Raw genomic sequence first — 21,305 nt, forward strand, 5'->3', positions numbered from 1 at the left:
TTAACGCAACTGTTTACTTGTGAACGCGTACTAAACTTTTATGGGCGATAGGCCTGAATTTTCTCGACCAGATCGCTGTAACGGGTGGTCAGCGGTTCGACTGAGTCTTTCGCGGTTTCCGCGCAAATGTCAGCCACCTTATTGATTTGCCCGAGATTTTTCTCGATTGAGGTACGTACAAATTTGCTATTTAGCTCCATCGCGTCGTTGAGCGTTTTAGAGCTGGAAGCTGCTTTCACGTTTGAAACAGTGTCTTCAAAGGCTGCCTTTGAAAACGCCGCTTGCTCAGCGGTCAATTTTTCAAAACCTTTTGTGAACGCGCCAGCGGATGCCATAAGTGCGTTCAATGTCTCTTTCTGGAAATCAGCAATAGATGAAACGCCTTCGGCAAATTTTTCATAGCCTTCTTTAAAGCTTTCCGGGCTGTAGGCTTTGATGTCGAAGACATCGGCTGTGGTCGTTGTTTTGGCTGTTGCCATGATGCTCTCCTGATGATTCTAAACGCTACTGAATTGATTCAATTGCGTTCTCCCTACCAGAACGCCGTTTGTGCACTGCAACATATGCTCGCCTTCCCAAAATGTCAAGGAATTTTGTGCAGCGCACAAAATACGCCCCGTCATCAAACCGTAAAGTTTTTGTTAACCTTCCATTTACCGCACTGACTCATATTCGTCCGGTCGGCATGACGCTTGCTCGCATAGGGTTGAGATCTCCCCGAAATGGAACGGGATCGATGCTTTTGAGGGGTGCGAGTACAAAAATGCGTCAGTTTCTGGGGGCGACGTGTCTCTCGAATATTGAAAACGACTTAAAATTGGGCGAGGCTCGCTAGATGGTAATGGCGTATCGTAGCGTAATAGTATGGGTGCTGGCGTTGGCTGTGGGCGTATTTTTGGCTCCGCAGGCCCAAGCTAATTCAAAATATGCAGCCTTTGTTATCCACGCTGATTCTGGTGACGTGTTTTTTGACCGTTACTCAACCGGTCGCCGATACCCCGCTTCATTAACCAAGATGATGACGCTCTACCTTCTCTTCGAAGCGCTCGAAGAGGGCGAAATCACCCTCGATTCCAAGATAAAAGTTTCGGCCCATGCCGCCGGCCAACCGCCGTCGAAATTGGGCCTCAAGACGGGCACCACCATTGATGTGGAATCCGCGATTAAAGCGCTGACCGTTAAATCGGCGAACGACGTCGCCGCAGCCGTGGCCGAAAAGCTGGGCGGATCTGAATGGCGATTTGCGCAGACGATGACCGCAAAGGCCCGTTCGCTAGGCATGCGCAGTACAACTTTCCGCAATGCGTCGGGTTTGCCGAATTCGAAACAAGTCACAACGGCGCGTGATATGGCGATATTGGGACGCCGCCTTATTCAGGACTTTCCGCAATATTTCCATTATTTCTCGACCCAAAGTTTCACCTGGGGCGATCGGACCTACCGCACCCATAACGCCCTCGTCCGGACCTTTGACGGCGCTGATGGCCTCAAAACCGGATATACCCGCCGGTCGGGTTTCAATCTCGCGACGACAGCGAACCGCGACGGCAATCGCCTGATTGGCGTGGTCCTTGGCGGTCGGTCTTCAGCGACACGCGATGCGCATATGCGCAAAATTCTCAACGAAGCTTTTGCGGCAATCAAAAGTAAACCAACGCTGATCGCTGCACTCCATCGCAATACGCCCGCGCCGCGCCTCAAACCTACGCTTGCAGCGACAATTGCAGCAAAGAGCGCTATTCCAACGCTCGCCGCAAATGAAGCCATGCGCGACGAAATTGAACTGGCCGCGGGGTCAATGACCGACGCTGAAGCCGGAAATCCGAACGGAACGAATGACAGTATCGGTGCGCTCATTGCTCTAGCAGACACCGACGACTTCAATGAGTTCCAAAGAAACCGGCTCGCCTCGCTATCGGCCATCGATGAATTTACCAGCGAAGGCGATACCGACAGCAATATCGATTTCAAATGGAGCGTTCAGATTGGCGCATATTCGTCAAAGGATATGGCCCAAAGAGAACTGGAAGAAGCCGTCAAATTATCCGGGATGGATAACCGTGACCGCGCGGTATTACCGACACCGCGCGATAACGGGAATACGCTTTACCGTGCGCGTATTACTCGCCTGACCGAGATTGAAGCTGCCGCCGCCTGTGCGAAGCTCAAAGACATAAGCAAATCGTGCTTTGTTGTTTCTGACGGCGACACCAAGCTCAATTAGTTTTCCGTGTCGGCGGATTGCGCAATCAATCTCTCGACGTCACGCCAATCAACGATCTTGAAATTCTGTGCGCTGCCCTTTGGGGCATTGTAGCCATCTTGCACGACCAAAATCCCGTTCGGAAAGTTTGGCCCGAGATTGACTGAACTCGCTTCAATCCCGTCGGTTTCTTCGGCTCCGTCTACCTCTGCTCTCGACGCAACAGCGAACCGCGTAACAAAGGCATTGTCACCTTCCCGGCGGTATAATGCGTAGCTGTTATTGCCCTGAGACGACGCGATAAGATATCCGCTTTCCGGTCCTGATTTATAGAGCGCCAATCCTTCAACATCGGCTTTGAGACCGCTCTCTGCACCGATGACATCAACGAGGCTCGGCGTCGTGAAATCACCGCCGCTATAGCTGGATTTCCAGATACCGCGATTTTCTTCACCAATATAAAGTGTCGACATCTCATCGTCATACACACAGCCCTCAAGTTGAGATTCAAAAGAGAGCCGGTGAACTTCGCTGGCGCGATCCACCCCGGTAAGCTGGTAGACAACGACCTCGCCGGTTTTGTGCGTCACAAATACGAAGACGTCTTCGCCGACGGCCCCCATACACACACCATAGGGTTCTGCGATTCCAGATTGAAACGAACCTGAATGGCTGACTACACCGTCGGTGATCGTGAATAACGTAACCACATCGCCTGTTCGGTTACTCGCCGCAGCGACGTCGCCCGACCATTCCCCGATTTTCACATTCTGGCGCAGGTCGACATTGTTTACCCGCCCAACCTCTAGGAATTGTTGAACGTCACCGTCGAGATTATAAACATATAACCCGGCACGTTTGTCTGTTCCGAGAATAAGACTTGCTTGCGCATCAACCGGATTAATCCAGATTGCAGGATCATCGGCAGCGTCATCAAGCGATCCCACCGGTTCCGTCTCGCCAGTCGCAAATACCTTTGGAATATTTGAATTCACCGGCGCACAACCGAATGACAAACACGAAATTGCAATTGCTGCGGTTGAAGTCCTTTTCATTTGTATACCCCCGTTTTTTTGAACCGCGGCGACGGGTTTACCGCCGCCGCTAGCCATTAATTTTTTGTACTCGTGATCGCTTAATACTTGAATGAGATCCCGGCTTTTGCTGACCAGCCATATTCTTCGAATTGAGCATTCAAACTGCCAATACCGGCCGGACGGATACTCGCCTGGAAAGGTTCATTGGTGATGTTCTTGAATTCGATAAACGTCCGAAGCTGATCCGTGATCCGGTATTTTGCCGATACGTCGAACTGAAGATGGCTATCAACGATCCGGTCGAGTGCATTGCCGGCAGCGTCTTCGGTGACACTGATCTCATCAAGATATTCGCCGCGATATGTCGCCGCAAAGCGAAGATCAAGCGGGCCTTTTTCATAGCCCAAAATACCGGTTGCAACATGCTTTGACTGACCGGGAATTGAGATTTCTCGGCCATCCGCCAAAGTCGCTTCGCCTTCGATATAGGTGTAGTTTGCACTGACGATGAAACCGTCAAGCAATCCCGGCAGGAAGTCGAGCGGTTGTTGTGCATTCAACTCGATACCGAAAATCGAAGCATCCGGAAGGTTCACATAGGTGACCACTTCATCGAAATCGACGCCGTTGATTGACAGATCGTCAAATTGTTGCGTGGCGATGAAGTCCTGAATGTCCTTATAGAAAACACCGGCCGAAAGGATTGATTTGTTGCCCGGATAGAATTCCAGCGATGCGTCAAGATTATGGGCGCGCTGACGTTTCAGCAGCGGATTGCCCGCTTCACCTTCGACATCGTCTTCGCCTTGCTCAACCAGTGTCCGTGGTGCCGCCGCTTCAAGGTTTGGCCGAACAATCGTTTTATAATAACCGAAACGCGCAACCACCTCGTCTGAGATGTCGTAACGGACATTCAAACTAGGCAACCAATCTGTGTAGGATTGTTCGGACGTAACGGTCTGGGAATATACACGAACCAGTTCGAGAACAGTCTCATCATCACCGGCGTCATATTCAAATTCGAGATCTTCCGCGAGTAGATCACCAGTAACGGCGGGCGCAGGAATAACGCTTTCAGGGTCAAGCGTTCCCGTAACATCACCAGCTTCCGAATATTCAAACTCCTGGGTCAGAACATTGTTACCCGTTGCAGAATATTTCGTGTGTTCCATACGCACGCCAGCGACGACATTTATGTTGCCGCCAAATGTCCGCTGCGCCATTGCATAGCCCGCATAAACATCTTCATTGGCGATGTAATTAGCGCCCGTTGATTCGATCGCCGTATCGATTTCATTCAATTCAAAATCATCGATATTTGCATGGAAGAATTCGTTCAGCGCTGTCGGGCTTACACTCGGATTGATCCGCTCAAGGCCATATTCGACCAAAGATGAGAAATCGGAGAGTAACAGATCGTCGCCGTCAAACCCGTCATAGACCTTTAGATCGAGATCATAAGATTTTTCCCGAAGGCGCGCCTTCCCACCGAATTTGACATAACCCGGTACGCCGAACAGATCGAGATCATAACGAATATTCATCGCGAGTGCGATTTCGTCATCTTTCGAAACGCCATTGGTTAGCTCAAGGCTATCGAATTCGTATTTGCTTCCGTCGAAATAATCCGCCTCAGCACTCGCATCAGGGAATGAAAGCTGTGGCAACATCGGATTAGCGATATCAATACCAAACAGCCCCGTGTCGAATTTAGCACGGAACCCGCCATCAATACGGTTAGGTTCGCTTTCTTCCGCATAGGAATAAGCGCCCGACCAATCGACCGTAAGTGCGTCATTCGTATATTCGCCGCCACCGACGAATGAATAGATTAGCTGGTCTTCGAAACGGTCTTTTAAGTCACGGTCAACTTCGTATTCATCGCCAGATGCCGCATCAACGACAGCGACCGTTCCGCCGCTATTTACGTCATCGTAATCCGGATCGCCGAATTTATTCTCAATACGGCTACGATATTCCTGATCAGAGAAATCTGAATACAGGCCATGCGCATAAAGCAGCAAATCGTCTGTCGCCTGGAAATCGAGGTTAAGCGCGAGTGACAAACGCTCGCGCGTAAGTTGGTAATCACGAAGCTCAACCTCTTCCGGGTAAGGAACGCTTTCATCGAGCACCCAATCGGGGCCGTCGACCTCGATGTTTTCTGAACCGAATTTCCGTTTTTGGAACGCGGCCGAAGCAGCAACACCGAAGCGGCCATCCATAAAATTATTCGCGAAAACGCCTGAATAACGCTGCCCCAACTCGTCTTGCAGGTTGGAATAAACACCAGCGCCTTTTAGCTTGAACAGAATATCTTTTTGCTCAAGGCCAGAGAGCGTCGAAATTTCGACATTACCGCCGATTGAATCCCCATCTACATCCGGTGTCAGAGATTTCGTAACCGTGATGCTCGAAAGAATATCACTATCAATCACGTCTAGCGGGACTTGGCGTTGATCTGCATCTGGCGACGGAAGGCGCACACCGTTCACAGTGGTCGTAACAAAATTCGGGTTCGCACCGCGTATCGACACATAGCGGCCCTCGCCCTGATCGTTTTGAACATTCACGCCAACCGCCCGGCGAACGGCCTCGGCGACGTTCTCATCGGGCAGCTGACCGATCGCATCAGAAGAAAGAACTGTGATGACTTTATCCGATGATTTTTGCTTGCTCAGCGCTGAATTGAGCGCCCCGCGCTGACCGACAACGAGAATATTGTCCACAAGCGCGACATCATCACCCATCGTGATGTCTTGGCGTATTGTCGCATCCTCTGACGGAACATTCACTGAGACGCTTTCACTTTCAGCGCCAACATATGTTGTTACCAATGTATAATTGCCCGCCGGAACACCGCTGAAGCGATATTCACCGGCGCGGTCCGTCGCGACCGACTGTCCCGTTTCCTCAATGCGCACAACCGCACCGTCAAGAGAGACCGCATTGCTTTGGTCACTGACCCGGCCTTCGATCACACCCGCCATTGCCGGCAACGGCAAAGAAATGGCCACTGCTAACAAGGAAACTGCACTCGAGAAATTAAATTGATGTTTCATATCTACCCCACCCGCTTTAAATTACGGCTGCGGAGATGCGCCTATTTTGTAACGCCGAAGTGACAATCAGGTGACGTAATTGTTAAATGAGAACTGAGCGCGCACTTGCATTTTTGCGTTAAACTGAGCGGTCTAATTACCAAGACGCACCATTTGCGCATGGCCTATATATCTACTAACGTCCGGCAAAAATCGGAGAGAACAATGACGCACGAGGAAATTTATAAAGTGACAACCGACGCTGCAAAAAACACCCTGACAACGACCGAACAAGCGGCGGCCGATCGTGCTCGCGCAGCGGAAAATCCAAAACAATTCTGGTCGGAGGTCGCGCAACGTTTAACGTGGTCAAAACCTTTCTCCAAGGTCAAGGGCGTCTCCTTTGATGCATCGGATCTGCATATAAAATGGTTTGAAGATGGCGAACTCAATGCGTCCGTAAACTGTCTGGACCGGCATCTCGACAATCATGGTGATGAGACTGCCATCATCTGGGAAGGTGATGATCCGTCTACCGATAAATACATAACCTATCGCCAAGCCTACGAAGAAACCTGCCGGATGGCCAATCTCCTCAAAGCGCGCGGCGTTAACAAGGGTGATCGCGTTGCTATTTATATGCCGATGATCCCCGAGGCCGCTTATGCCATGCTCGCCTGCGCACGGATCGGCGCGGTTCACACCGTAGTTTTTGGCGGCTTTTCGCCCGATGCCCTTGCCAGCCGAATAAACGATTGTTACGCAGTTGCTGTCATAACTGCCGATGAAGGCGTTCGCGGCGGAAGAACAATTCCGCTAAAAGCCAATGTCGATAAAGCGCTGGAACAATCCAGCAGTGTCCGCCTTGTCCTAACAGTGGAACGCACAGGCGCGAAAGTCGATATGAAAGGCGGACGCGACCTGTTCTGGTATAGCGAGGCGCGCAATGACGTCTCCCCCGACTGCCCGCCAGAACCGATGAATGCAGAGGACCCGCTTTTCATTCTCTATACATCTGGCTCGACCGGCACACCGAAAGGCGTACTTCATACAACCGGCGGCTATATGACCTTTTCGGCTTATACCCATGAGGTCGTTTTTGATTATCGCCCCGGTGATGTTTACTGGTGTACTGCCGATGTCGGCTGGATTACGGGACACACCTATATCGTATACGGACCACTCGCAAACCGCGCGACGACGCTGATGTTCGAGGGGGTTCCGACTTATCCCGACGCATCCCGGTTCTGGAATGTCGTCGACAAACATAAAGTCAATATCTTCTATACCGCGCCAACGGCGCTTCGGGCGTTGATGCGCGAAGGCGATGAACTGGTCGAGAAGACTGACCGGTCTTCGCTTCGGTTACTTGGTTCCGTTGGTGAACCGATCAATCCGGAAGCCTGGGTATGGTATCACCGCGTGGTCGGAAATGGAAAATTGCCTATTGTCGATACGTGGTGGCAAACCGAGACCGGCGGTATTTTGATTTCGCCGCTACCCGGCGCAACTGATCTCAAACCCGGTTCGGCGACGTTACCATTGCCCGGTATACGGCCCGCGATTGTCGATGCCGAAGGCAACTTCCTTGAAGGCGCGTGCACGGGCAATCTCGTCCTGACCGATTCCTGGCCCGGCCAAATGCGAACGGTCTATGGTGATCACCAGCGGTTCATTGATACATACTTCAAAACCTATCCGGGCATGTATTTCACCGGCGACGGCGTAAGACGTGACGAGGACGGCTATTATTGGATCACGGGCCGTGTTGATGATGTAATCAATGTCTCCGGACACCGGATGGGCACCGCCGAAGTAGAGAGCGCCTTGGTTGCCCACCCATCCGTCGCCGAAGCTGCGGTTGTGGGCTATCCGCACGATGTCAAAGGTCAAGGCATTTACGCCTATGTCACTTTGATGGAAGGGGTCGAAGCGTCCGATGAGCTTGAAAAAGACCTCGTTGACATGGTCCGTTCAGAAATCGGGCCGATCGCCAAACCCGACCTGTTACATTTTACACCCGCCCTGCCAAAGACCCGATCTGGCAAGATCATGCGGCGTATTCTTCGGAAAATTGCCGAAAATAAATTCAGCAATCTTGGCGACACATCGACCCTCGCAGAGCCCGGCGTTGTCGATGCGTTAATCGAAGGACGAAAAAACCGTTAATTCTGGCCGGATTGTAACCTTCCAAGGGGTGTTTCTTAACAATGCAGAAACGCCCCGCGTTTAGTCTAAAAAGCGGGCAAATCCGAGAGAAACCGCCGCTTTGAACGACACGCTCAAACATAAAGGCCGCCATCAATGGGTCGCGCCGGTCGCAACCTTTGGCGTCTTTGTGGCCGTGTGCGTGATTGCGCTTCATCCGACCGCCTATGACATGGTGCGTCAGTGGATTTTCTCTTCCACCTATCACCACGGGGTCATCGTCGCGCCTTTGGCGATCTGGATGATCATGCAGCGCCCTCTGCCGACGCCGAACACACATCTGCCATCACTGGCAATCATTATTGTTGCGTCGCTCGGATGGCTTGTTGGTCGCGCCGCCGGGATTTCCCTCGTCGAGCAGCTTGCTTTAATCGGTATGCTGATCGGGGGTGTCGCCGTTATATTTGGAACAACCGCCTTTCGGCAATGGGCGTTCCCGCTCGCCTTTCTGTTTTTCATGGTGCCTTTCGGCGAGACCATCATACCGCCATTGCAAGACCTGACCGCGAATGTCGTTGTTTCATTGCTCAGTTTATTTGGGTTCGACGTCTCGATTGATGGCGTACTCATCCGAACGTCATCGGGCCTGTTTGAAATTGCTGAAGCCTGTTCAGGGTTGAATTTCCTCCTGGCGGCTTTGATGATTTCTAGCCTTTACGCATATCTTTCATTGCGTGATTTCCGAATGCGTCTCGCGTTTGTTGTCATCGCCGCCATTATTTCGCTAATCGCCAACTTCATCCGCGTATTCCTGCTGATCTGGATTGCGACGATTACCGACATGAGAATTGCCGTGGGCCCGGATCACTTGATTATGGGATTGATTTTTTACGGGCTGGTATTTCTGGCGCTTTTCTATGTCGGCGAACGCATGCGCTTGCGGGCACCGCAAATCGTCGCCGATGCGCCGCTTGTGATGCATGATCAATGGAAAGCATCCGTCGCAATCACGACGCTCCTGCCCATTATTGCAATCAGTCTCTATGCCACGTTTTTGCATAACCAAACCACGCGCGATGAAATCGCCTTTAGCGCCGTGCCGCTAGAGGCTGATGGCTGGTATCAGCGAAGCGCCCCGGAAAACTGGTCGCCGGTATTTGCCAATCCCGACTTCGAAATCGGTCGCACTTACGAGAAAGCCAATGATGCAGTTTACGTCAATCTGGCCGTCTTTTCTCATGACCGGCCTGGCGCGGAAATCGTCACGAGCGGCCATCGTAGTTGGGACGACACGGAGTGGCATCGGGTGAATTCTGAAAATGAAGTGATTTATCTTTTCGGCCAATCATCCCATACAGATATAGATATCGTGGCCGGCACACAGGGCCGCCGCTTAGCCGTGGCGAAAGCCTATTGGCGTGGATCAAATGTCTATACGGACCGGAAAGCCTTTAAAATCGAACAGACCAGAGACAAATTACAGGGCAAAAACCCACCTGGCGGCGTCATTATGATTGCTGCGACATTTATCGATGATCCGCAAGAAGCGATCAGAAAAATCCGCGCATTTACCGGCGATCTTGAAAGCTTGCGCGACTGGCAAACCCGCAATGGGTTAGAATATTAGATCATGTGCGGCATAGCAGGCATTTTTGATTTACGCGGCGAACGCGACGTAAACCGCGATGCGTTAAAGGCGATGAATGACTGCCTTATCCATCGCGGCCCGGACGGCGAAGGGTATTATTATGCGCCGGGAATTGGCTTGGCCCATCGTCGCCTCGCAATCATCGACCGTATTGGCGGTGCGCAGCCGTTTCATGCGCAAAAAGATGGATCAGTTTTAAGCTTTAATGGCGAAATTTATAATTATCAGGATCTAGCGAGAAAAATCACCGATATAGATTTTCGCACTCGTTCGGATACGGAGGTTCTGGCGGAAGGATTGGCGGCGCAGGGAACGGCGTTTCTTCACGAACTCCGCGGCATGTTTGCGATCTCCTTTTGGAACCCGATCAATAAATCATTGCTGCTGGCGCGCGACCGGATTGGCGAACGCCCGCTTTATTATGCAGTGACCAATGATGGATTTTTGGTTTTCGCTTCCGAGATCGGTGCAATTGTCGCCTCGGGCCTTGTCGAGACGGGTCATGATCCGCGCGCTATCGCAGATTATTTTTTCTATGGCTATGTCCCAGACCCGAAAACCATTTATCGCGGGATCTATAAGTTACCACCCGGCCATATACTTTCATTGAAAAAGGGAAGTAAGCCAAATCCAGAACGTTATTGGCGGCCGGTATTTACCAATGGCGCGGCCCTGACGATGGACGACGCCGCAGAACAATTGCGCGACAAAGTTGACGAAGCGGTCCGGTATCAATTGGTTTCTGACGTCCCATTGGGCGCGTTTCTTTCCGGCGGCGTAGACTCTGCGAGCATCGTCTCCGCAATGGCGCAAACCGATACTGCGATAAAAGCCTGCACCATCGGATTTGACAGCGATAGTCATGACGAACGCGCTGCCGCCCGCGAGATCGCGACGAAATATAACGCCACTCATTTTGAAGGCATGGCCAAATGCGAAGCGACGGCCTTGATCGACGTCATCGCCAAGACCTATGGCGAGCCCTTTGCTGATGCGTCGGCGCTGCCATCTTATTTGGTATCACAGATCGCAAGGCAGCATGTCACCGTTGCGCTGTCCGGCGATGGCGGCGATGAAATTTTTGCAGGATACAGACGATATCCGTTTCACCTTGCAGAGGAAAAGTTACGCCGTTTCGCTCCCCTTTCCTTGCGTAAAATGATCTTTGGGACCGCAGGAGCCCTATATCCCAAACTCGACTGGGCACCGCGCCCCTTGCGGTTTAAAACCACCTTTCAATCGCTTGGAATGTCCTCATCTGCTGGATACGCGGCTGCGGTCGCAATAAACTTACCCGATCGCATTGGCCGAATGTTGAACCCTGACTTTTATCGGTCATTGGCCGGATACGAGCCGCAATCGGTTATCAGTGACGCGATGGATAAAGCGGGAACGAATGACCCGCTGGCGCGCGCGCAATATGCCGACATGATGACGTGGCTTCCCGGCCGAATGCTCACCAAAGTTGACCGCGCGTCTATGGCGCATTCGCTTGAGGTACGCCCGCCCCTACTCGATCATAAAATAATAGAATGGGCCGGTTCACTCCCTGCGAATTATAAGCTCGATGGCCATTACGGAAAACGTATATTGAAGTCCGCATTTACGCCACGTTTGGGGCGAGAGTTCATCGCCCGAAAAAAACAGGGCTTTGCGCCGCCGATCACCGAATGGCTTCGACGCGACAATGATAATCCCGCGCTCAGATTGAATGCCTCAAGATACTGGCGCGATAGTGGTATTTTCAACGAAAAGCAGATTGACCGAATGATCGACGACCACCGACGCAGCAGTGTCGATTGCGCGCAGGAATTATGGTCAGTCGTAATGTTTGATGCCTTCTTGCGGACATCGCGTATCTAGTTATTCAATAATTTTGAAAATATTTCTTTATACTGATTGACCATCCGTTCTTGCGAAAATAATCGCGCCGCTTTCTTGCGGTTCGCCTCACCAATTTTCTGGCGGAGCGCTGGCGAGCCACATAGTGTTGCCAGCGCTTCACAATAGGCGTCATCATCTCCCAAAGGCGTGATGTAGGGCTGATTTTCGTTCGATACCATTTCGAGAATATCCCCGACATTTGTCGATACCACCGGCAGAGCAGCGGCCATCGCTTCCATCAAGCTTATCGGGGCTTGTTCCGTATCGGACGACAGCGCAAAAATATCGAATTTGGCAAATTCTTTTTCGGGCACTGGTGTCTGTCCGGGGAAAGTGATTTTGTTGTCGCCGCCGGCCGCCTCACAAAGCGCATTATGTTCGGGGCCTACACCGACAATCACCAAACGCTTTTCGCCGCTAGTTTCAATCTTTTTGAATGCTGCGATCAGTCGCCGATAATTTTTCTCAGGGCGCAGCGACCCGACCGAACCGATCGTGACGAAATCACCCGGCGCGCGGGTCGATGTAAACCGATCAATTTCAATGCCGTTTTCAACCCGCGTTACTTTTTTGATCTTCCATTTTTCACGCGCAGCTTTTTCCAATCCATGCGACGGGACAATCACCCAGCTATTGCGCAAGAAAAAACGCCGCCCCAAAATCCGTTTTTGGGATTGATTTTCGATGGTTTCGCCCGGCCCAAAACCATCTTCGAAATGAAGGCATGGAATCTTGGGCCCCATTCTGTTGGCGATTACAGCCTCTATCGAGCCCCAATTATAAGTACACAGAATATCTGGATTTGCCGTCCTTATCGCATTCATAAGCCCGCGAATATTAGAAAAGCTAATCGCAGAATTCTTTTTCATCGCGAAATGCGCGAAATTGACCTGAGCCTGATCTGATATCATCGCTTTCGCTGAAATATCACCATCGAGGGTTACGATATGATGGTTATACCCCTCGCCAAGACCGTCAATCAGAGTTGCAAGACGCGCTTGCTGCCCGCCAAAAGCGAAACTCGGAAACACATGCAGCAACTTTAGATTGCCGCGATCATCACCTTGTTTATGCGTATGGGGAGCGCTTTCGGTCATCCTTAAGGTCTGCCAGAAATCGGCATGGTGCGCAAAGGCCGATTGGTCAGATTTCGGCCCTTAAAACCAGCCGCGCCTCGCCGGGCGCGTAATAGTCTTCTATTTGCTCGACATCCCTAAACCCCTTCGCCCGATAAAGGCTCAGCGCGACGAGATTTTCCGGGCTGACCGTCAGCGAAAGGGTGTTCACACTATTGGATTTCGCCCAATCGAGCGCAGCGTCAATCAATGACTTGCCTATGCCATAACCGCGCGCTTTGTGCGCGACCGCGACAGAATAGATTTCAGCAGCCGCTCTATCTTCTTTGTGTTTACCGACGAGAAGATAGCCGCAAGGCAGGCCTTCCCGCATAGCGACGAGAAACCCGTCGCCAAAAATCGATAATGCCTGACGAAAGAAAAATGCCGGATAAATGACCGGTGCCATGACCTCGCGTTCTATGGCAGCAATGTCATTTATATCGCGCAGCGTCGCAGACCGGATCTGGACCGAACCTGCTTCTTTGTCCGCCATCGCTTAGGCGTAGATGTCAGTGAAGAGTTCCGAGGCTTCCGGCTCAGGGCTTTCGAGTGAGAAATCAGCGGCTTCTTTGACGACTGCTTTGATTTCCTTGTCGATTTCCTTGAGCGCATCCTGATCATCGAATCCATTGTCCCGAAGCCGCTGTTCGCAGCGCTTGATCGGGTCATTGTGCTCGCGGATGTCATCGACTTCTTCACGGCTACGATATTTTGCGGGGTCCGACATGGAGTGACCGCGATAGCGATAGGTCTTCATTTCGAGGATATATGGCCCGTCGCCATTCCGCGCATGATCTACAGCTTCACGCGCTGCCTCGCGGACTGCCAGTACGTCCATACCGTCAACCTCCATGCCCGGAATGCCAAAAGCAGCACCGCGGCGATAGAGATGGGTGTCGGAATGCGCGCGGGTTACGCTGGTTCCCATCGCATATTGGTTGTTCTCAATGATGAAAACCACCGGAAGCTTCCATAGCTGGGCCATATTCATGGCCTCGAAAACCTGCCCCTGGTTAGACGCACCATCGCCAAAATAAGTCAGGCTGACTTTTTTCTCATCGCGATATCGATTGGCAAAACCAAGACCGACCCCAAGCGGAATTTGCGCGCCAACGATGCCATGGCCGCCATAGAACTCTTTTTCCTTGGAGAACATGTGCATGGAGCCGCCCTTACCTTTGGAATAGCCGCCCTCGCGACCGGTAAGCTCAGCCATCACGCCTTTTGCGTCCATGCCGCAAGCGAGCATATGGCCGTGGTCGCGATAGCCCGTAATGGTCTGGTCGCCTTCCTGCTTAACGGCTTCCATGCCCACGACAACAGCTTCCTGACCGATATAAAGGTGGCAAAAACCGCCAATATGGCCCATCCCATAGAGCTGACCCGCACGCTCCTCAAACCGGCGAATGAGTAGCATATCGCGATAATACTGAAGTAACTCGTCGGTGCTGGCAGTCAGATTTGATTTCGCTGAGGCGTCGGCAGGCATTTCATGTCTCTCCACAGTCATTTGCCCCTCTCATACTCGGGCAGACCGCTGGCGACAAGTTCAAGATGTCAAATGTTCAAGATTATCAATGTTATTCAGAGAGTAACCGGTCTAATTCCCGGCGTGGGATCACCACATCGCCCTCTTTGGAATAGCCCAAAATCGCGCGAATACGCTCATCAAGCATATCCGGATCCAGCGATTTAGAATTGAGAAGATCGGCGTTTTTCTCAAGCGCGCGCCGTCTTTCGACCAACGCTTCCAATTCCGCCGATTTCATTTCCGCTTCTTTTCGTGCCTCTGCCAGTGCCCGATAGCCGGTGTCGCTGGCCACGGCGCTGTATAACAGCACGCTGGTCAAACAAATCACCAAAGCGGGAAATGCAATTTCTAAAAGGAAGCGGCTACGCAACATCTTTTGGTTCTTTTCGTTATTGCGTTTTAAAAGAATCAATCTTGGTTAAAAATTGATTAACGCAATCACGTCCCCAAAATTAAATATCCAGCGCTAGCGCCTGATCGCATCTCCGCTCCAGAGCGGCCGCCTCGGATAGCTCGAACCCATGCTTTTTATAAAGGCCGATTGCCTCTTCTAGAACGCGAGCTGTCTGTAATTCGATGCGCTGAAATCCCGCCTCTTTTGCGCGCTCAATTGCGTGCAACAGCAATCGCCGTCCATAGCCGCGACCGCGATAGCTGGGCTTTAGATACATCTTGCGCAGTTCGCAAACACCGCGCCCCAATGGCGCAAGACCAACGGTTCCGACGATCACGCCGTCCGACGTTTCTAAAACATCAAAAACGCCGTCCGCGTAAAAAGTTTCGAGATCCGCCAGATCACGATCCGTGGTTTTCGGGGCTGGCTCAAGACCATACTCGTCGAGTACGGCAAAGATCAGCGCCCGAATTTCCGGCCCGTCATCATTTGTCGCCTCACGGATGACGGGCGCAGTTGCGTTTTTATTTGCCAAATGCTTCGCCGCCTGCGTAACGCGCCATGTCGCCTAGCTCCTGTTCGATCCGAAGCAATTGGTTGTATTTCGCCAACCGGTCAGAACGCGCGAGCGAACCCGTCTTGATCTGTCCGCAATTGGTGGCCACTGCGAGATCAGCAATGGTTGCATCTTCAGTTTCGCCAGAGCGGTGTGACATCACTGCTGTGTAGCGGGCACGATGCGCTACATCGACTGCCGCCAATGTTTCCGTCAGCGTACCAATTTGATTGACCTTAACGAGAATAGAGTTTCCGCACCCTAGTTCGATACCGCGGCGCAGGCGTGTTTCATTCGTAACGAACAAATCATCGCCAACAAGCTGACATTTATCGCCAATGCTGTCGGTCAGTGCACGCCAACCATCCCAATCATCTTCGGCCATGCCATCTTCGATTGATACGATTGGAAACCGCGAAACCAGATCCGCAAGATAGGCGGCCATACCCTCGCCATCGAGTGACTTACCCTCACCCGCAAGTTCGTATTTACCGTTCTTGTAAAACTCAGTAGACGCCGCATCGAGGGCGATGAAAACATCTTCACCGGGACGGTACCCGGCACCTTCAACCGCTTTCATGATGAAGCCAAGCGCATCATCCGTCGAGCTGAGATTTGGCGCAAAGCCGCCCTCGTCTCCAACATTCGTATTGTGGCCCGCGTCCTTGAGGCCTTTCTTGAGCGTATGGAAAATTTCCGCGCCCATTCTCAAGGCGTCAGAAAAACTTTCCGCGCCGAGCGGCATGATCATGAATTCCTGAATGTCGATCGGATTATCCGCATGCTCACCACCGTTGATGATGTTCATCATCGGCGCTGGCAGAACACGAGCGGACACACCGCCGACATAACGGTAAAGCGGCATCGCCGAGGCTTCCGCCGCAGCTTTTGCAACCGCAAGCGAGACGCCGAGCAGCGCATTCGCGCCTAGTCGGCTTTTGTTTTCGGTTCCATCAAGGGCGATGAGCGTTTCGTCGATATAATTTTGCTCTTCCGCCTCAAAGCCGGACAATGCATCAAAGACTTCGCCATTCACGGCCTCGACCGCTTGCTGCACGCCTTTTCCGCCATAGCGCTTGCCGCCATCGCGCAATTCATGGGCTTCGTGGGCACCAGTCGACGCGCCAGACGGCACGCCAGCGCGGCCTGTCGATCCGTCTTCAAGGGTTACATCAACCTCGACGGTCGGGTTGCCCCGGCTATCAAGAATTTCACGGGCGAAAATATCAACAATCGCGGTCATTTATGTGGCTCCGTTCGGGTCAGGAATCTCTCCGCGCCTTATTAACGCGAATGGAGCCACAAGCAACGGCCTAGCGATGTTCTTCTTCGGGGTTCCGCTCACCGCGCGCCGGCGGATTTGGTTTTCGTGGCTGCCGCCGTGGTGGTTGAGCCCGTGGTTTTGGCGGCGCTGCGGCCGCATTGGGCGGTCTGGACCTCGGCGGTGTCGCTTGCGGCGGCTTACTCCGCGGTGGGCGCGCGCGTGGCGGCTGGCCTGCTGGCGGCGTCACATTATTGCCGCGCCGTGGCGGACGATCAGACCGGTCGCGACGCGGTGGCCGTTTGCCATCATGGCCTTTGTCCCGATCATAGCGAGGACGTCGCCCGTCCCGGCCACGATCCCTGTCATAGCGCGGCGCTTTCCCGCGGTGCGGCGACCGATGACGATGCCGATCCCGCGGCCGACCATAGTAATAGTGGTTTCGCGAATAATAGTTGAAGTTGAAATAGTAGCCATATTGCGGCCGCCAGGAGCCATAACGCCCCGTCCAAGGCCACCGGTCATAGGCCCCATAGGCAGTGCTTCCCGCGTAGTATCGGCGATCATAGGCTTCGGCGAAACAGCGATTGGCCTCTGCATCGCAATCGGCGTGGCAGGCGCGATAATCCTCTTCGTAATCAGAAAAATCTTCGCAATACCGGTAGCACGCGCCCGCTTCATTATCGCATGAGGAAAACGAGGTCTGGTATGGGTCAGTGGTGACGCAACCGGCGACGGCAAATAGCGATCCGCCAAGGATCACTTTGATCAGGTTCATCCCGATCCCCCTAGAATTTACACCAAGCCCAGCCCCGGAAGCGGCTTAAGCATAAATTCCGCCCATGCCAAATGCAAACGCCGCCCGATTGGGCGGCGTTCACTGCAATCTTAAACGGCCATAAGCCGTTGGAAATTAATCTTCTTTTGGCTCGAGAACCTGACGACCACGGTATTTACCGGTTTTAAGGTCGATATGGTGCGGACGGCGAAGTTCGCCCGAGTCCTTGTCCTCAATATAAGTACCGCCTTTAAGGCTATCATGCGCACGGCGCATGCCGCGTTTGGACGGTGTGACTTTCCGCTTAGGAACGGCCATGGGAAAACCTCTGTATCTTCTCTATATGGTCAAAGCTGCGACGCAGGCAGGACGAACCGCCCCTTCGGCGCGCACGCGCAAATACGAAGTTCGGTCGTCTAAGGCACCGCGCGCCTCTTGGCAAGGCTCAGCCTGAGGAAAATGATTATTTTCCAAATTAACCAGAATCGGAAAATTTGAAACGATCCTTTTCAGCCGATGGAAAGAGCTGATGTGTAAGGTGGGCCTTAAACCTCTTGGGGGAACGACCTTTGCCGATGCCTAAGCTACTCTCCGCATTATTCTTCCTTTCATCAATTTCCACTGCATTTGCACAAGAATCATCAAGCGGCGCACCTATTGCGCCCAACGCAATTACAGAAGCGCCAATATTGGCGTCCCTGCCCGGTCTGAATTCTGGGCCCGATCTGAATTCCGGGAATGGTGGCGTATTTGTGGAATTGATTGCCGCAGATTTCTATGAGCACCAATTGCGATTGTCGCAATCGCGCCGAATCGAGGCGGCTACGGCCAAACGATATTTATCGCTTACAGAGACAGAACGGGCGCGCTACCGCGCGGAACGCCGTAAAATCTGGACGTCGATGAGTGAAACGGAACGGGCGGCACTGCGCTCAGTCAAACGTCCGAAATATGCCAATCTGGATGAATGGCAAAAACAGACCTTCCGGCGCATTGCATCTGACGAGCTCGGCGGCTCGATCTACTCTGCCGGAAACGCCGTCAGCGAGGACGACGTTTAGTACATCATAGAAAGACTAGTTGTTTGAACGCGGACGATGCGTCAGCAGATATTCGCGCGCCATACGCTGGGCTTCTGCAATTTCTTCAGACGTCATCTCTTTGGCGAGTTCAGCACGATATGCGCGCGCTTCGAGATTTCCCTGCATGGCCGCAAGGTTAAACCATTTATGCGCCGTGATCAGATCGAAAACACCTTCTTCACCACCGGTCGATGCGACCAGCCCGAGACGATACATTTCTGCGTCACTTAAAATCGGTTCAGCGGCGGCTTCTAACGCCTCAACACCTACTGCAATAGTCATCTTAACTTCCCCTGTTTAGATCCCCGCCTTAGTCGGGCTCAACTGAATTAACCAAGTTGAGGATGATAGGGAGATGACTAAATTCTCGTTAATGGCGTATTAGCCAATCCTTTACGTTTCGAAAAGGCTTTGTTAACGTTGTCGATTATTCCGTATGCATATTATTTAATGAAAATTGCGCTAAAACCGCGGTTAAATATGGCAAATATAAAAGGTGAATAAATTATACAGCACCCGAACCAAGCGGTTAGGTTTTGTTAATCATTTATTCCGCTTGAGAAATTTCTTTGAGTTTTTCAAAACTTCCAAACGAACAAGACCCGATAGCGGTGCCAAAATTACTGACCACACGGATCAGATCACCGCGGCACATGCGATTGGTCGTCGCCTCATGAATATAGCGGCGCTCCCGGCCCAGGCCGATACAACGCCCGAGTAGTTCACTCATATAGACACTACCGCCCTGCGCCGTAACGAAAATTGTGTGGTCATCAAGCACATCGGTGGACCGAACACTTGATAAGGAAAGGCAGTAAATGCTTTCGCCCGTTTTCTCGTAGCGCGAAAGGATCTCCTGCGTACGTTCTTCCTGACGCTTGTTTGCGGCTGCACTTGGTGCAGCCGCAAGAGAGATAGAAACCCCGGTCAGGGCCAAAAGTGCAATCTGACGAAGTTTCATATGTTCAGGACCTTCTCTTATTCCTCAGCCGGCTCTTCAGGGAGTTCGCGCAGCTCTTCGAATGAGTTAAGGCCACACGACCCTACCGTGGTATTGAGCGAATTATCCACGACCGTGATAATTTCGTTTCGGCAGAGTTGGTTCGCTGTGATCGTATATTGCAACCGGTTGCCGACACGGCTCGCGCCATGGCACTTCCCGGATACCTTATTCAGATAAACATCGCGGTTATTCATATGGACAAGGAAATTACGATCATCAATCGGATCGATTGACCGAATACGCGATGTGCTCAGGCAAGTTTGCGTTTCGCCAGTCTTTTCGTATTTCGCAAGTTCTGCCGCTGCTTTTTCCGACATCTTGTCTTCGCCCGCCTGCGCAGACACGCATGCAGACAAAGCAATCGCAGAACCAGCGACTAAAAATAGATAGTTTTTCACGTTCGTCCTCCTAGACGCCCCAGCCTTCGAAGACCTCAGGCGATGATCATCGCCGTCAACAGTATACTATGTAAAATCGAACACGCGCAGGAACCCAAGAGTTCAAATTTACGCGAGCAGTTTACTAAGCTGATAGCTGGTAACCGTCAGTCGACCGCGAAATCTCCATTTCCTCTACGCTCATATCCGCTTCGATGCCCGCAAATAAAGGCGTTGAGAGATAGCGCTCACCCGTATCTGGCAACATGCAAAGAATGGTTGAGCCCTTTGGCGCTTCGTTCGCGACTTCTATCGCAGCTGCGAAGGTTGCCCCCGCAGAGATACCGGTGAAGATGCCTTCTTTTTGCGCCAACGCCTGAGACCATTTCATGCCATCTTCGGGCGCGGTTTTGAGCACTTTGTGAATGACCCCCGATTTGACGGCTTCATCGGTGATGGCGGGTATGAAGTCCGGGCTCCAGCCCTGAATCGGATGCGGCGTCCACGCAGGATGCGACGCTGCCGGACTACCATCGTCATTGCGCTCTTGCCCCTGCCCGCTGGAAAGCATCGCAGCACCAGACGGTTCACACACGACGATCTTTGTATCCGGGCTGTGTTTTTTCAAAACGCGGGATACGCCCGTCAATGTACCGCCCGTGCCGAAGCCGGTGACCCAGTAATCGAGCTTCTCGCCCTTGAAGGCCTCAATGATTTCCGGACCCGTCGTCCGTTCATGGATCGCCGGGTTTGCGTCATTTTCGAATTGGCGCGTCAAGAACCAGCCATTTTTCTTGGCCAGTTCTTTTGCCTTTTCGACCATGCCCGTCCCTTTTGCGGCCGCTGGTGTCAAAACGACTTTTGCGCCCAAAAACCGCATCAGTTTTCGTCTCTCTACGGAGAAGCTTTCGGCCATCGTCACCACAAGCGGATAGCCCTTTGCCGCGCAGACCATCGCAAGACCGATACCCGTATTACCACTCGTGGCCTCGACAACTGTCTGTCCGGGTTTTAACTCACCCGACTTTTCTGCGGCTTCGATTACGCCCAAAGCCAAGCGGTCTTTGACTGAGCCAAGCGGATTGAACGCTTCAAACTTGACGAACATATTGACACCGTCCGGCGCGAGCCGGTTGATACGGATGACCGGCGTGTTGCCCACCGTGCCAAGAATGCTTTCGTGTTTCATGAGTTTCTCTCTCCTTGAGTGTCGGCATTTATCTAAGTCGCTGGCGACTGAACAC

Annotated in this window: 20 protein-coding genes; 5 read left to right on the plus strand and 15 right to left on the minus strand. The window is 52.3% G+C overall.

The window, feature by feature from the left end; genetic code table 11:
• Positions 1–38 precede the first annotated feature (38 nt).
• Complete coding sequence (locus ABFZ83_RS05330) at positions 39–479, minus strand: phasin family protein (protein WP_411818396.1); 441 nt, start codon at positions 477–479, stop codon at positions 39–41.
• A 362-nt stretch (positions 480–841) separates the two neighbouring features.
• Between ABFZ83_RS05330 and ABFZ83_RS05335 the strand changes: the two genes are divergently transcribed.
• Positions 842–2,224 carry a D-alanyl-D-alanine carboxypeptidase gene (locus ABFZ83_RS05335; protein WP_411818397.1) on the plus strand — a complete coding sequence of 461 codons (1,383 nt, stop codon included), beginning with the start codon at positions 842–844 and terminating at the stop codon, positions 2,222–2,224.
• Here the strand turns inward: ABFZ83_RS05335 and ABFZ83_RS05340 are convergent.
• A complete protein-coding gene (locus tag ABFZ83_RS05340; protein WP_411818398.1) occupies positions 2,221–3,258 on the minus strand; it encodes a phytase in 1,038 nt (345 codons plus the stop codon). The two genes, ABFZ83_RS05335 and ABFZ83_RS05340, sit on opposite strands and share 4 nt — an antisense overlap.
• Before the next feature lie 80 nt (positions 3,259–3,338).
• Positions 3,339–6,302: a TonB-dependent receptor gene (locus tag ABFZ83_RS05345; RefSeq protein ID WP_411818399.1), complete on the minus strand. Its 2,964-nt coding sequence runs from the start codon at positions 6,300–6,302 to the stop codon at positions 3,339–3,341.
• 204 nt (positions 6,303–6,506) lie between these two features.
• Here ABFZ83_RS05345 and acs point away from each other — a divergent pair, with 204 nt between their 5' ends.
• From acs to asnB, 3 genes are all read left to right on the plus strand, one after another.
• Entirely contained in the window at positions 6,507–8,450 is a 1,944-nt protein-coding gene (gene acs / locus ABFZ83_RS05350; RefSeq protein WP_411818400.1) for an acetate--CoA ligase, read from the plus strand.
• A 100-nt stretch (positions 8,451–8,550) separates the two neighbouring features.
• A complete protein-coding gene (gene xrtA / locus ABFZ83_RS05355; RefSeq protein WP_411818401.1) occupies positions 8,551–10,056 on the plus strand; it encodes an exosortase A in 1,506 nt (501 codons plus the stop codon).
• Between the two features lie 3 nt (positions 10,057–10,059).
• Positions 10,060–11,940 carry an asparagine synthase (glutamine-hydrolyzing) gene (gene asnB / locus ABFZ83_RS05360; protein ID WP_411818402.1) on the plus strand — a complete coding sequence of 627 codons (1,881 nt, stop codon included), beginning with the start codon at positions 10,060–10,062 and terminating at the stop codon, positions 11,938–11,940.
• On the opposite strand, the gene ABFZ83_RS05365 is transcribed toward asnB, so the two are convergent.
• The 8 genes from ABFZ83_RS05365 to rpmF all read right to left on the minus strand — a co-directional run bounded on the left by ABFZ83_RS05365 (position 11,937) and on the right by rpmF (position 17,917).
• Positions 11,937–13,058 carry a glycosyltransferase family 4 protein gene (locus ABFZ83_RS05365; RefSeq protein ID WP_411818403.1) on the minus strand — a complete coding sequence of 374 codons (1,122 nt, stop codon included), beginning with the start codon at positions 13,056–13,058 and terminating at the stop codon, positions 11,937–11,939. The genes asnB and ABFZ83_RS05365 overlap by 4 nt on opposite strands.
• 46 nt (positions 13,059–13,104) lie before the next feature.
• Positions 13,105–13,572, minus strand: a complete 468-nt coding sequence (locus ABFZ83_RS05370; protein WP_411818404.1) for a GNAT family N-acetyltransferase — start codon at positions 13,570–13,572, stop codon at positions 13,105–13,107.
• Positions 13,573–13,575: 3 nt separating this feature from the next.
• The gene (gene pdhA, locus ABFZ83_RS05375) at positions 13,576–14,589 is read right to left on the minus strand and encodes a pyruvate dehydrogenase (acetyl-transferring) E1 component subunit alpha (RefSeq protein WP_411818405.1); all 1,014 of its coding nucleotides are present in this window, start codon (positions 14,587–14,589) and stop codon (positions 13,576–13,578) included.
• Between the two features lie 70 nt (positions 14,590–14,659).
• The gene (locus ABFZ83_RS05380) at positions 14,660–14,983 is read right to left on the minus strand and encodes an FtsB family cell division protein (RefSeq protein ID WP_411818406.1); all 324 of its coding nucleotides are present in this window, start codon (positions 14,981–14,983) and stop codon (positions 14,660–14,662) included.
• A gap of 79 nt (positions 14,984–15,062) precedes the next feature.
• Positions 15,063–15,539, minus strand: coding sequence for a GNAT family N-acetyltransferase (locus ABFZ83_RS05385; RefSeq protein WP_411818407.1), 477 nt, complete (start codon positions 15,537–15,539; stop codon positions 15,063–15,065).
• Entirely contained in the window at positions 15,529–16,803 is a 1,275-nt protein-coding gene (eno, locus tag ABFZ83_RS05390; RefSeq protein WP_411818408.1) for a phosphopyruvate hydratase, read from the minus strand. The genes ABFZ83_RS05385 and eno overlap by 11 nt, the downstream gene beginning before the upstream one ends.
• 70 nt (positions 16,804–16,873) lie before the next feature.
• Positions 16,874–17,599 (minus strand): hypothetical protein, encoded by a 726-nt coding sequence (locus ABFZ83_RS05395; protein ID WP_411818409.1) that lies wholly within the window; start codon positions 17,597–17,599, stop codon positions 16,874–16,876.
• 135 nt (positions 17,600–17,734) lie between these two features.
• A complete protein-coding gene (gene rpmF, locus ABFZ83_RS05400) occupies positions 17,735–17,917 on the minus strand; it encodes a 50S ribosomal protein L32 (protein ID WP_411818410.1) in 183 nt (60 codons plus the stop codon).
• 257 nt (positions 17,918–18,174) lie between these two features.
• Between rpmF and ABFZ83_RS05405 the strand changes: the two genes are divergently transcribed.
• Complete coding sequence (locus ABFZ83_RS05405) at positions 18,175–18,660, plus strand: hypothetical protein (protein ID WP_411818411.1); 486 nt, start codon at positions 18,175–18,177, stop codon at positions 18,658–18,660.
• A gap of 15 nt (positions 18,661–18,675) precedes the next feature.
• Here the strand turns inward: ABFZ83_RS05405 and ABFZ83_RS05410 are convergent, their stop codons facing one another.
• The 4 genes from ABFZ83_RS05410 to cysK all read right to left on the minus strand — a co-directional run bounded on the left by ABFZ83_RS05410 (position 18,676) and on the right by cysK (position 21,250).
• Positions 18,676–18,963 carry a hypothetical protein gene (locus ABFZ83_RS05410; protein WP_411818412.1) on the minus strand — a complete coding sequence of 96 codons (288 nt, stop codon included), beginning with the start codon at positions 18,961–18,963 and terminating at the stop codon, positions 18,676–18,678.
• A gap of 265 nt (positions 18,964–19,228) precedes the next feature.
• Positions 19,229–19,642, minus strand: coding sequence for a hypothetical protein (locus tag ABFZ83_RS05415; RefSeq protein WP_411818413.1), 414 nt, complete (start codon positions 19,640–19,642; stop codon positions 19,229–19,231).
• Between the two features lie 17 nt (positions 19,643–19,659).
• Positions 19,660–20,082 carry a DUF6491 family protein gene (locus tag ABFZ83_RS05420; protein WP_411818414.1) on the minus strand — a complete coding sequence of 141 codons (423 nt, stop codon included), beginning with the start codon at positions 20,080–20,082 and terminating at the stop codon, positions 19,660–19,662.
• A 124-nt stretch (positions 20,083–20,206) separates the two neighbouring features.
• On the minus strand, positions 20,207–21,250 hold the full coding sequence (gene cysK / locus ABFZ83_RS05425) for a cysteine synthase A (protein WP_411818415.1): 1,044 nt from the start codon (positions 21,248–21,250) through the stop codon (positions 20,207–20,209).
• Between the last annotated feature and the right edge of the window lie 55 nt (positions 21,251–21,305).

Source organism: Hyphococcus formosus (assembly GCF_046736345.1).
Taxonomy (GTDB): Bacteria; Pseudomonadota; Alphaproteobacteria; order Caulobacterales; family Parvularculaceae; genus Hyphococcus; species Hyphococcus formosus.

Coding starts and splice junctions, on each gene's coding strand:
- asnB (WP_411818402.1), top strand. CDS start 10,060: ATGTGCGGCATAGCAGGCATTTTTGATTTACGCGGCGAACGCGACGTA.
- ABFZ83_RS05410 (WP_411818412.1), bottom strand. CDS start 18,963: ATGACTATTGCAGTAGGTGTTGAGGCGTTAGAAGCCGCCGCTGAACCG.
- acs (WP_411818400.1), top strand. CDS start 6,507: ATGACGCACGAGGAAATTTATAAAGTGACAACCGACGCTGCAAAAAAC.
- ABFZ83_RS05395 (WP_411818409.1), bottom strand. CDS start 17,599: ATGAACCTGATCAAAGTGATCCTTGGCGGATCGCTATTTGCCGTCGCC.
- ABFZ83_RS05345 (WP_411818399.1), bottom strand. CDS start 6,302: ATGAAACATCAATTTAATTTCTCGAGTGCAGTTTCCTTGTTAGCAGTG.
- ABFZ83_RS05365 (WP_411818403.1), bottom strand. CDS start 13,058: ATGACCGAAAGCGCTCCCCATACGCATAAACAAGGTGATGATCGCGGC.
- eno (WP_411818408.1), bottom strand. CDS start 16,803: ATGACCGCGATTGTTGATATTTTCGCCCGTGAAATTCTTGATAGCCGG.
- ABFZ83_RS05330 (WP_411818396.1), bottom strand. CDS start 479: ATGGCAACAGCCAAAACAACGACCACAGCCGATGTCTTCGACATCAAA.
- ABFZ83_RS05340 (WP_411818398.1), bottom strand. CDS start 3,258: ATGAAAAGGACTTCAACCGCAGCAATTGCAATTTCGTGTTTGTCATTC.
- ABFZ83_RS05370 (WP_411818404.1), bottom strand. CDS start 13,572: ATGGCGGACAAAGAAGCAGGTTCGGTCCAGATCCGGTCTGCGACGCTG.
- ABFZ83_RS05415 (WP_411818413.1), bottom strand. CDS start 19,642: ATGAAACTTCGTCAGATTGCACTTTTGGCCCTGACCGGGGTTTCTATC.
- ABFZ83_RS05335 (WP_411818397.1), top strand. CDS start 842: ATGGCGTATCGTAGCGTAATAGTATGGGTGCTGGCGTTGGCTGTGGGC.
- ABFZ83_RS05380 (WP_411818406.1), bottom strand. CDS start 14,983: ATGTTGCGTAGCCGCTTCCTTTTAGAAATTGCATTTCCCGCTTTGGTG.
- rpmF (WP_411818410.1), bottom strand. CDS start 17,917: ATGGCCGTTCCTAAGCGGAAAGTCACACCGTCCAAACGCGGCATGCGC.
- pdhA (WP_411818405.1), bottom strand. CDS start 14,589: ATGACTGTGGAGAGACATGAAATGCCTGCCGACGCCTCAGCGAAATCA.
- cysK (WP_411818415.1), bottom strand. CDS start 21,250: ATGAAACACGAAAGCATTCTTGGCACGGTGGGCAACACGCCGGTCATC.
- ABFZ83_RS05405 (WP_411818411.1), top strand. CDS start 18,175: ATGCCTAAGCTACTCTCCGCATTATTCTTCCTTTCATCAATTTCCACT.